The organism is Pseudomonas sp. KUIN-1 (assembly GCF_009176725.1).
Taxonomy (GTDB): domain Bacteria; phylum Pseudomonadota; class Gammaproteobacteria; order Pseudomonadales; family Pseudomonadaceae; genus Aquipseudomonas; species Aquipseudomonas fragariae.
Genome location: NZ_AP020337.1, coordinates 4,752,276 through 4,763,547 on the forward strand (window position 1 = coordinate 4,752,276; position 11,272 = coordinate 4,763,547).

Consider the following 11,272-nt stretch of genomic DNA (forward strand, 5'->3'; position numbering starts at 1 on the left):
GAAGACATCCTCACGCCAGCGTTCTGGCGTTAGGTATAGGTCTTGTGGGAGTGAGCGAGGCGGGCTCACGAAGACGTCGGTCCAGACGCCCCATTTTCAGGGGTTTTACTGGCCTCTTCGCGAGCAGTTGGCTCCCACGGCCTGCGGCCAGAATCAAGAGCAGACTTGTGTATAACGCTAGTTACTCTGCGTGGGCATGCCGTTCTGGACGCTCTGTGTCCTCTGCTGAGCGTCAGACGATCTCGTCAGGCCAGAACGCGCGAATCCCGGCCACGCCCTGTGCGCCGCTCTCCCAGGCCTGTTGACGCTCGGCAGGGCCCACTCCGCCCAACAGAAAGACCGGCTTGTTGAAGCCTGCGATCAATTGCGTTGCCTGCTGCCAGCCCAGCGGCTGTGCATCAGGGTGGGTCAGGGTTGGCTGAACGGGCGACAGGGTGACGAAATCCACGCCCATCTGCTCGGCCAGAGCCAGCTCTTCGGCGTTATGGCATGACGCCGCCAGCCAGCGGTTCTCCGGGAACGGACGCCCGCGACTGGCGTACTTGCGCAGCTGCTCCGCCGTCAGGTGCCAGCCGGCGGACGGAAAGTCGCCCAGCCACTCCAGAGGCCCTTTGAGCATGAGCTGCGCCTTGCCGGCACACAGGCCTGCCGCATCCACGGCCAGGTCACGGTACTTCGGATCGTAGCCGCCCGGTGCCCGCAACTGGACCAGCTTGATGCCACCGGCGATGGCTTTCTGCATACCGCGCAACAGCTCGATAGTGTCCAGCCCGTCAGGCGTGATCAGATACTCGCCAGGCAAACGTGCCGCCGCGACGATCGGCTGATTGGCGGCTGGAAAGTCATAATTGGCCAGCTCGCGCGGGGTGGCCCAGACCAGCGGCTGCCCTTCGGCGCCATGCGCCTGGCCAGTGAAGGCCGAGACTTCCCAGACGTCCAGGAGCACCTGCTTGTCCGGATAGTCGTGGCAGACCTTGATCAGCGGACGCGCAGCCGTCACCAGGATACCCAGCTCTTCCTGCAGTTCACGTGCGAGCGCCGCCTGGACGGTCTCGCCCTCCTCGACCTTACCGCCGGGAAACTCCCAGAGGCCACCTTGATGCTGGGTATCGGCACGTCGGGCAATCAATACGCTGCCGTCAGCACCACGAATGACGGCGGCGGCCACATGCACTCGTTTCACGATCAGGACTCCTCCAGACCGGCCTGCTGCCAGCGTTTGAAGGCAGGCCATTGGTAGATGGTTTCGATGTAAGCCAGCGCTTCTGCGGGCAACTCGACACGATAGCTGCGCAGACGAATCGCCACCGGCGCGAAGAACGCATCGGCAATGCTCGGCTTGCCGAACAGAAACGGACCGCTTTCGGCCGCCGCATTGCGGCATTCGGCCCACAGCTCGACAATACGGTCGATGTCGTTCTGGGTATCGACCGGAATCACTTCCAGTGCCTGATCCTGACGCAGGTCCATCGGCATATTCGAACGCAGGCTGACAAAACCGCTGTGCATCTGCGCGCAGGCAGAACGCGCCTGGGCACGTGCGGCGGTGTCGCTCGGCCACAGGTCGGCGTCCGGAAAACGCTCGACCAGGTATTCGCAAATGGCCAGCGAATCGATGATCGTGCCGTGCTTGCACTGCAACGCAGGGACCTTGCCGGTCGGTGAATACTTGAGAATGTTCGCGCGGGTGTCAGGCTGGTTCAGGCGGATGACCTGATCGGTGAACGGAGCACCGGTCATTTCCAGCACCAGCCAGGGACGCAGCGACCAGGAGGAGTAGCGTTTGTCGCCGATAATCAGATGCAGGCTCATGGTTCAGCTCCATTGAGCCCGGCGCGAAGACAGGATGCCGGCGCGCCGGGCATTGAATCAGGTGCGGTATTCCGCATTGATCTTCACGTACTCGTGAGAAAGATCGGTGGTCCAGATCGTTTCGCTGCAATCGCCGCGGCCCAGCTCGATACGGATGGTGATTTCTTCTTCGGCCATGACCGCCGAGCCCTGCTCTTCGGTGTAGGTCGTGGCGCGGCAGCCCTGGCTGGCGATGCACACGCCCCCCAGGAATACGTCGATCTTGCTCACGTCCAGATCCGGCACACCGGCACGGCCGACCGCCGCCAGGATACGTCCCCAGTTCGGGTCGGAGGCGAACAACGCGGTCTTGATCAGCGGCGAGTGGGCCACGGCATAGCCGACGTCCAGGCATTCCTGGTGATTGCCGCCACCGTTGACTTCCACGGTCACGAACTTGGTCGCACCCTCACCGTCACGCACGATGGCCTGAGCGACCTCCATGCACACGTCGAACACGGCTTTCTTCAACGCTTCGAACAACGTGCCTTTGGCCTCGGTAATTTCCGGCAGGTCAGCCTGACCGGTGGCGATCAGCATGCAGCAATCGTTGGTCGAGGTGTCGCCATCGATGGTGATGCGGTTGAACGACTTGTTGGCGCTGTCACGAATCAGGTCCTGAAGCACGCTCTGCGCCACTTTGGCGTCGGTGGCGATGTAACCGAGCATGGTCGCCATGTTCGGGCGAATCATGCCTGCGCCCTTGCTGATGCCGGTCACAGTGACGGTCACGCCGTCATGGCTGAACTGACGGCTGGCGCCTTTGGGCAGGGTGTCGGTGGTCATGATCCCGGTCGCCGCAGCGGCCCAGTTATCCACAGACAGATCATCGATCGCGGCTTGCAGAGCGCCTTCGATCTTTTCCACCGGCAGCGGCTCGCCGATCACGCCCGTCGAGTAGGGCAGCACCGCCGAAGCATCGACGCCAGTCAGTTGCGCCAGCTTCTCGCAAGTACGACGCGCCGCAACCAGACCCGGCTCGCCGGTGCCCGCATTGGCATTGCCGGTGTTGGTCAACAGATAACGCACAGTGCCCTGGACGCGCTGTTTGGCCAGAATGACCGGCGCTGCGCAGAACGCATTCAAGGTGAATACACCGGCAACGCTGGAGCCTTCGGCACAGCGCATGACCACAACATCCTTGCGCCCCGGGCGTTTGATGCCGGCAGAAGAAATGCCAAGTTCAAAACCGGGAACCGGGTGCAACGCAGGCAAAGGACCAAGACCAACAGCCATCGGGGTGCTCCTCATGGAGTGTGGCGCCGTCCGCATCGGTACGGCGCTCAATGAAAAAACGCCGCGACGGGCAAGCCGGTCGCGGCGCAGGTATTACACGGTCAAAGGCTTAGTTGATCTGGCCGTGACAGTGCTTGAATTTCTTGCCCGAACCACACCAGCACAGCTCGTTGCGACCCAGCTTCTGGTCGTTGCGAACCGGCTCGGATGCAACGGCAACAGGCGCTTCGCCACCCTCTTCGTCGAGCAGCGGTTGCTCGATGCCCGGGGCAGGCGCGTGTTCGAACTGCATGCGACTGGCCAGCTCTTCGGCGTCCTGACGCAGGCGTGCCTCTTCTTCCTCTGGATCTTCGCGACGAACCTGAACATGCGAGAGCACACGGATGGTGTCGCGCTTGATCGAGTCGAGCAGTTCCTGGAACAGCGTGAAGGACTCGCGCTTGTATTCCTGCTTCGGGTTCTTCTGAGCGTAGCCGCGCAGGTGGATACCGTGACGCAGGTGGTCCATGGTCGACAGGTGATCTTTCCACAGGTCGTCCAGCACGCGCAGGAGGATCTGCTTCTCGAAGGAGCGCAGCGCTTCGGCGCTGGCCTGGTCTTCCTTCTCGTTGTACGCCACCAGCAACTGCGCCATGATTTTTTCGCGCAGGCTGTCTTCGTGCAGCTTGTCGTCTTCGTCGAGCCACTGCTGGATCGGCAGTTGAACCGCGAAGTCGGTATTGAGCGCCGATTCCAGGCCTGCAACATTCCACTGCTCCGGCAGCGACTGTGGCGGAATGTGCTGGCTGATCAGGTTGTTGAGCACTTCCTCGCGGAAGTCGGCAATGGTCTCGCCAATGTTCTCGGCAGCCAACAACGTGTTACGCATGTGATAAATCACTTTACGCTGCTCGTTGGCCACGTCATCGAATTCAAGCAACTGTTTGCGGATGTCGAAGTTGCGACCTTCCACCTTGCGCTGCGCTTTTTCGATGGCGTTGGTCACCATGCGATGCTCGATGGCCTCGCCGGACTGCATACCCAGCGCCTTCATGAAGTTCTTCACCCGGTCAGAGGCAAAGATGCGCATCAGGCTGTCTTCGAGCGACAGGTAGAAACGGCTGGAGCCGGTGTCGCCCTGACGGCCGGCACGACCGCGCAGCTGGTTGTCGATACGACGCGATTCGTGACGCTCGGAGGCGATGACGTGCAGGCCGCCCGCTTCGATCACCTGCTGATGGCGCTTCTGCCAGTCAGCCTTGATCTGTGCGATCTGCTCGGGGGTCGGGTCTTCCAGATTGGCAACCTCGACTTCCCAGTTGCCGCCCAGCAGGATGTCGGTACCACGACCAGCCATGTTGGTGGCGATGGTCAACGCACCCGGACGACCGGCCTGCGCAATGATTTCCGCTTCCTTTTCGTGGAACTTGGCGTTCAGAACCTTGTGCTCGATGCCTTCCTTGTTGAGCAGATTGGACATGTGCTCGGAAGTTTCGATGGTCGCCGTACCGACCAGTACCGGACGGTTTTCCGCGATGCAGGCCTTGATGTCGGTGACGATGGCGGCGTACTTCTCTTCCGCCGTCAGATAGACCAGGTCGTTGAAGTCCTTACGCGCCAAAGGCTTGTTCGGCGGGATGACCATGACGGCCAGGTTGTAGATCTGGTGGAATTCGAACGCTTCGGTGTCGGCGGTACCGGTCATGCCGGACAGCTTGTTGTACAGACGGAAGTAGTTCTGGAACGTGGTCGATGCCAGGGTCTGGCTTTCGGCCTGAATGTTCAGACCTTCCTTGGCTTCGATGGCCTGGTGCAGACCTTCGGACAGGCGACGGCCCGGCATGGTCCGGCCGGTGTGTTCGTCGACCAGCAGCACCTGACCGTCCGAAACGATGTATTCGACGTTGCGGTTGAACAGCTTGTGCGCACGCAGACCGGCATAGACGTGAGTCAGCAGGCCCAGGTTATGCGCCGAGTACAGGCTCTCGCCTTCGGCCAGCAGGCCGACTTCGGTGAGCATTTCTTCGATGAACTGGTGACCGGCTTCGTTCAGTTCGACCTGACGGGTTTTCTCGTCAACGGTGAAATGCCCCGGCTTGGTGACTTCGCCTTCCACTTCCTCGATATGCTGCTCGAGCTTGGGGATCAGGCGGTTGATTTCGGTGTACAGCTTGGAGCTGTCTTCAGCCTGACCGGAGATGATCAGCGGCGTACGCGCTTCGTCGATCAGAATCGAGTCGACTTCGTCGATCACGGCAAAATTGAGTTCACGCTGGAACTTGTCGTCCATGCTGAACGCCATGTTGTCGCGCAGGTAATCGAAACCGTATTCGTTGTTGGTGCCGTACGTGATATCGGCAGCGTAGGCGGCGCGCTTCTCTTCTGGCGGCTGGAATGGCGTGACGATGCCTACGGTCAGGCCGAGGAATTCGTACAGCGGACGCATCCAGTTGGCATCGCGGCGAGCGAGGTAGTCGTTCACGGTAACCACGTGAACGCCCTTGCCGGACAATGCGTTGAGGTAGACAGCCAGCGTACCGACCAGGGTTTTACCTTCACCGGTACGCATTTCCGCGATCTGACCTTCGTGCAGGGTCATGCCGCCGATCAACTGGACGTCGAAGTGGCGCATGCCCATGACGCGCTTGCCCGCTTCACGAGCGACAGCAAAGGCTTCCGGGAGCAATTGATCGAGGGTCTCGCCTTTGGCTATGCGGGCCTTGAACTCTTCGGTCTTGGCGCGCAGTTGCTCGTCCGAAAGGGCCACCATTTGCTCTTCGAAGGCATTGACGATCTGTACCGTCTTGAGCATGCGTTTTACTTCACGCTCGTTCTTGCTTCCAAAAAGTTTTTTCAACAAAGGCGCAAACATATCGACAGGATCTTCCACACATAGGAATGGAGGGCGGCCCCGTGAGTCGCCCGTGCAGCCCAGATGGCCGCATGCGAACGAGCATTCTACCCGGAAACGATGGTGAGGAAAGTGGCGTTATTCCACGATGCTGGCACAGCGCTGTGACGGGGCAGGTTTACAATGGGGCCATTTTCAAGCACTTCAACCCGTTATCCGGGGAAGTTACTCATTGATTTGCATATGAAAGCACGGAAATGCCCTGAAAAGCAGCCGTCAGAACGCTTTCTGTTAAGATGTTCATCTTGTTACCCAGGCATCCCTCCATGGCCTTTCGTCCTCTGAACGCCCGCCCGCCCGCTGTTCTGCTGCGTGAAGCCAAGCCCCTGAAGGCTATATTTCGCCACGCCGAACGCCTCAGCCACCTGCAGCGCCTGCTCGAAAGCCAGCTGCAGCCTGCGGCTCGCGAGCATTGTCGCGTGGCCTCGTGGCGCGAGGGCACCTTGTTGCTGATCGTGACGGACGGTCACTGGGCCACGCGCCTGCGCTACCAGCAGAAACGCCTGCACCGGCAAATGATGGCCTTCGACGAATTCATCAACCTGACCCGCATTGTGTTCAAGGTGCAGCCGCCTGAAGCGCCACGCGGGGCGGCCACGCACACGATCGATCTGTCGGCAGTGGCTGCCGAAAACATTCAGGCCACCGCTGAAGGCATCACCGATCCACGCCTGCGTGCCGCACTTGAACGGCTGGCCAGCCATGCAAAGGACAGGAAGTAAGCCTGCCTGATCGCTGCAAGGCCTCCGCGAGCACTGACTTCCCCTGAATAAACCCATAAAAAAAGGCCACCCGAGGGCAGCCTTTAAAGAACAAAAGGAAAGAGAGTAAAGCTTGCTTACACGGCCGCGACAGGGCGCATGTAAGAAATTGGTGCCGTACTGGCATCCTCGAAAGTCACCACTTCCCAAGCGTCTTTCTGCTCGATCAACGTGCGCAGCAGACGGTTGTTCAGTGCATGCCCCGATTTGAAACCCCGGAACTCACCTATCAGGCTGTTGCCCAGCAGGTAGAGGTCACCGATGGCGTCGAGGATTTTGTGTTTGACGAATTCGTCCTCGTAACGCAGGCCGTCTTCGTTCAGTACACCGTCCTTGTCGACCACGATGGCGTTTTCCACGCTGCCGCCGAGTGCGAGGTTGTGCTTGCGCAGGTACTCGATATCACTCATGAACCCGAAGGTCCGGGCACGGCTGACTTCCTTCACGAAGGAAGTGCTGGAAAAGTCCACGCTTGCACTCTGGGTGCGGTCACGGAAGACGGGGTGATCGAAATCGATCTCGAAACTGACCTTAAACCCTTCGAAAGGCACGAAGGTAGCGCGTTTACCGCCCTCCTCCACCGTGACTTCACGCAGGATACGGATGAATTTCTTCGGCGCGTCCTGTTCTTCCAGGCCTGCCGATTGAATCAGGAATACGAAAGGGCCTGCGCTGCCGTCCATGATAGGAACTTCGGAGGCAGAGAGCTCGACGTAGGCGTTATCGATGCCAAGGCCAGCCATGGCCGAGAGCAAGTGTTCTACCGTGTCGACTTTGACATCACCATTGACCAGAGTGGTCGACAGAGTGGTGTCACCGACGTTTTCCGCACGCGCAGGGATCTGCACGACGGGGTCAAGGTCAGCTCGGCAAAACACAATGCCGGTATTCACAGGTGCGGGCTTGAGGGTCAGGTAAACCTTCTCCCCGGAGTGCAGGCCTACACCTGTGGCACGGATAATATTTTTCAGGGTGCGTTGTTTAATCATGGCATGGGCCGCTTCAGCGCAAGTTGCGAACTGGTATCAACAAAGGCTGGCGATGATAGCAGACCATGCCTTTGCTGAACACCAATCACCCTAATACCCCTGATACATTTCATCAATCGGCCTGACGACGCAGGAAAGCCGGGATGTCCAGGTAATCAAGATCATCGTTGGGATTCATCTTCGCCGCGGCTGTAGCGCCTGCGTGTGCCTGATTGCGCATCACGGTAGGACGATCCAGGTCACGGTAGTTGACCGACGGTGCTTCCTGGCGGGACGCCTGCTGTGTAGGAGCCTGCTGGGTGGTCTGCAACGTGTTATCAATGACCTTGACAGGTTTCTCGATTTTCGCGCCCAGGCCGGTGGCAACCACGGTCACGTGCAACTCGTCACGCATATCCGGATCGATAACGGTACCGACCTTGACCATCGCGTGCTCGGAAGCGAACGCCTCGATGATGCTACCCACGTCCGAGTACTCACCCAGAGACAGGTCAGGACCGGCAGTGATGTTGACCAGGATGCCGCGAGCGCCCTGCAGGTTGACGTCTTCGAGCAACGGGTTGCGGATGGCCGCTTCAGTCGCTTCACGTGCACGGTTAGGACCGCTGGCGCAGCCAGTGCCCATCATCGCCATGCCCATTTCGCTCATCACGGTACGCACGTCGGCGAAGTCGACGTTGATCATGCCCGGACGCTTGATGATGTCGGAGATACCGCGAACGGCACCGGCCAGTACATCGTCAGCCTTGGCGAAAGCCGACAGCAGGCTGGCGTCTTTACCGAGGATGGTCAGCAGCTTCTCGTTGGGGATGGTGATCAACGAGTCGACGCTTTCGGACAGCATGCGGATGCCTTCATCGGCGATCTGCATACGCTTGCGACCTTCGAACGGGAACGGACGGGTCACGACTGCGACCGTCAGAATGCCCATTTCCTTGGCCACTTCAGCAATGATCGGGGCTGCACCGGTACCGGTACCGCCGCCCATGCCCGTGGTGATGAAAACCATGTTGGTGCCCTGCAGAACTTCTGCAATGCGCTCACGATCTTCCAGTGCGGCCTGACGACCGACTTCAGGGTTGGCGCCAGCGCCAAGGCCTTTGGTCACGCCGGTGCCCAGTTGCAGAATGGTCCGCGCGCCGATGTTTTTCAGCGCTTGAGCATCAGTGTTGGCGCAGATGAATTCCACGCCTTCGATGTTGCTCTTGACCATGTGATTGACAGCGTTGCCGCCACCACCGCCTACGCCGATAACCTTGATAACCGGGCTTTGCGGGACGTTGTCTACGAGTTCGAACATTTTCTCTCTCCTTCCGCTTTCTAGTTAGTTTTGCCTACTGCCTGCCGATATTGCTGGTGAAGCCCTGAATCTGAAGCCATGAAACCGTTGAACGTTGAAACCTAGAAATTGCCCTGCACCCAACGCTTGATACGCTCAAGCACCGGTGCCTTGGTTTCGTCGCTGTAACTGCTGTTGCCGACAATCCCGGACAGCGAAATGCCATCCGATTGTTTTTGCAGCCCGTACATCAACAGACCTACGCCGGTTGAGTAGATCGGGTTGCGCACAACATCAGCGAGCCCTTTGACGCTGTGCGGTACGCCCAGGCGGACCGGCATGTGGAAGATTTCCTCGGCCAGTTCGACCGCACCTTCCATTTTCGCTGTGCCCCCGGTCAGCACGATGCCAGCCGGGATCAGGTCTTCGTAGCCGCTGCGGCGCAGTTCGGCCTGGATCAGGGTGAACAGCTCGTCGTAACGAGGCTCTACCACTTCGGCCAGGGCCTGACGCGACAGCTCGCGAGGTGGACGGTCGCCCACGCTCGGCACTTTGATGGTTTCGCCTGCACCGGCCAGCTTGGCCAGCGCACAGGCATAACGAATCTTGATTTCTTCGGCGTACTGGGTCGGAGTGCGCAACGCCATGGCGATGTCGTTGGTCACCTGGTCACCCGCAATCGGGATGACCGCCGTGTGGCGAATGGCGCCTTCGGTGAAGATCGCGATGTCGGTGGTGCCGCCGCCGATGTCCACCAGGCAGACACCCAGTTCTTTCTCGTCATCGGTCAGCACGGAATACGCCGAGGCCAACTGCTCGAGGATGATGTCATCGACTTCCAGACCGCAGCGACGCACGCACTTCTCGATGTTCTGCGCCGCGTTCACTGCACAGGTCACCACGTGGACCTTGGCTTCCAGACGTACGCCGGACATGCCCAGGGGCTCACGCACGCCTTCCTGGTTATCGATCACGTAATCCTGAGGCAGGGTGTGCAACACGCGCTGGTCGGCAGGAATGGCCACCGCCTGAGCAGCATCGAGCACACGCTCCAGGTCCGCAGAGCTGACTTCGCGATCACGAATCGCCACGATGCCGTGCGAGTTCAGGCTGCGAATGTGGCTGCCCGCCACGCCAACGAATGCCGAGTGGATACGGCAGCCGGCCATCAACTGCGCTTCTTCGATTGCGCGCTGGATCGACTGCACGGTCGACTCGATATTCACCACCACGCCCTTTTTCAGGCCGCGGGAGGGATGGGTACCGATACCCACGATTTCCAGCGAGCCATCGGCCGCGACTTCGCCTACCAGTGCCACCACCTTGGAGGTACCGATATCCAGCCCGACGATCATTTTGCCGCTTTGCACATTTGCCATGGTCCTGCCTCTTATCAATTCTTCGCGACGGCGGGTTTTTCCGTCGCCGGCGCTGCCTGTTCGCGCCAACCGACCGCAAGGCCGTTGGAGTAACGCAAGTCGACGCGCGCGATATTCGTTATTTGGTCTTTCAGCGTTTTGTCGTAAATCGCGATGAAGCGGCGCATTTTTTCGACAAGGTGGTCGCGTCCAAGCAACAATTCGATACCCGGGCCAGCACTACCGGCACCTGTTGTCAGGAACCAGCTGCCACGCTCGCGCAGTTCCAGGCGCACGATGGAGAAGCCCAGCGGGCGCAACATCTGACTCAACACCTGATACTGCTGCATCACCTGCTGCTGGGCCCGCTGCGGGCCGAACAACTGGGGAAGATGTTCGTAATTGGACAGTTCACGCGGTGTGAAAGCCTGCCCCTGGTTATTCAACAGCGCTTCATCGCCCCAACGGGCAACCGGCAATTGCTCTTCAAGACGAATCACTACCTGATCCGGCCATACACGACGGACCTCGGCGTGCGCGATCCATGGCATCTGCTCAAGCTCGGTGCGCATGGCCGCCAGATCGATCTTGAAAAAGCTCGACGCCACATAAGGCGCAATCCGCTGCTGCACAGCCTGCTGGCTGATGTAACTCAAATCGCCCTGCACGTTGATGCGGGTGATCGGGCGGTCGGCGTACGGCAGCAGACGCTGTGCTGCCTCATAAGTACCGAAGCCCAGAACCACCAACAGCACGGGCCAGAGCAGACGCTTCAGAAAACTGAAGTTGGCCTTGGGCAGGCGCGCCGACAAGGGCTCCTTGGCCACCATACGGCTGGCGCCGCGCGGCACCGGCTTGTTGCGGCCGGTTGCAGGTGGCTGAGGACGTGTCGACGGGCCGTACATGCC

The 11,272-nt window shown here is 59.8% G+C and carries 9 protein-coding genes; 1 reads left to right on the top strand and 8 read right to left on the bottom strand.

What is annotated here, in order from left to right:
- Positions 1-232 precede the first annotated feature (232 nt).
- From KUIN1_RS21290 to secA, 4 genes are all read right to left on the bottom strand, one after another.
- Entirely contained in the window at positions 233-1,183 is a 951-nt protein-coding gene (locus tag KUIN1_RS21290) for a Nudix family hydrolase (protein WP_024651840.1), read from the bottom strand.
- Between the two features lie 2 nt (positions 1,184-1,185).
- Positions 1,186-1,812, bottom strand: coding sequence for a glutathione S-transferase family protein (locus tag KUIN1_RS21295; protein ID WP_152092273.1), 627 nt, complete (start codon positions 1,810-1,812; stop codon positions 1,186-1,188).
- Between the two features lie 57 nt (positions 1,813-1,869).
- On the bottom strand, positions 1,870-3,087 hold the full coding sequence (argJ, locus tag KUIN1_RS21300) for a bifunctional glutamate N-acetyltransferase/amino-acid acetyltransferase ArgJ (RefSeq protein ID WP_152092274.1): 1,218 nt from the start codon (positions 3,085-3,087) through the stop codon (positions 1,870-1,872).
- Positions 3,088-3,196: 109 nt separating this feature from the next.
- Positions 3,197-5,938, bottom strand: coding sequence for a preprotein translocase subunit SecA (gene secA, locus KUIN1_RS21305; protein ID WP_053275758.1), 2,742 nt, complete (start codon positions 5,936-5,938; stop codon positions 3,197-3,199).
- Between the two features lie 305 nt (positions 5,939-6,243).
- Here secA and KUIN1_RS21310 point away from each other — a divergent pair, with 305 nt between their 5' ends.
- Positions 6,244-6,699 (top strand): DUF721 domain-containing protein, encoded by a 456-nt coding sequence (locus KUIN1_RS21310; protein WP_003313540.1) that lies wholly within the window; start codon positions 6,244-6,246, stop codon positions 6,697-6,699.
- Between the two features lie 116 nt (positions 6,700-6,815).
- Here the strand turns inward: KUIN1_RS21310 and lpxC are convergent, their stop codons facing one another.
- From lpxC to KUIN1_RS21330, 4 genes are all read right to left on the bottom strand, one after another.
- Positions 6,816-7,727 carry a UDP-3-O-acyl-N-acetylglucosamine deacetylase gene (lpxC, locus tag KUIN1_RS21315; protein WP_002555040.1) on the bottom strand — a complete coding sequence of 304 codons (912 nt, stop codon included), beginning with the start codon at positions 7,725-7,727 and terminating at the stop codon, positions 6,816-6,818.
- Between the two features lie 112 nt (positions 7,728-7,839).
- On the bottom strand, positions 7,840-9,027 hold the full coding sequence (ftsZ, locus tag KUIN1_RS21320) for a cell division protein FtsZ (protein WP_152092275.1): 1,188 nt from the start codon (positions 9,025-9,027) through the stop codon (positions 7,840-7,842).
- A 101-nt stretch (positions 9,028-9,128) separates the two neighbouring features.
- Positions 9,129-10,385, bottom strand: coding sequence for a cell division protein FtsA (ftsA, locus tag KUIN1_RS21325; RefSeq protein ID WP_003364017.1), 1,257 nt, complete (start codon positions 10,383-10,385; stop codon positions 9,129-9,131).
- Positions 10,386-10,399: 14 nt separating this feature from the next.
- Complete coding sequence (locus KUIN1_RS21330) at positions 10,400-11,269, bottom strand: cell division protein FtsQ/DivIB (protein ID WP_152092276.1); 870 nt, start codon at positions 11,267-11,269, stop codon at positions 10,400-10,402.
- Positions 11,270-11,272: the final 3 nt, after the last annotated feature.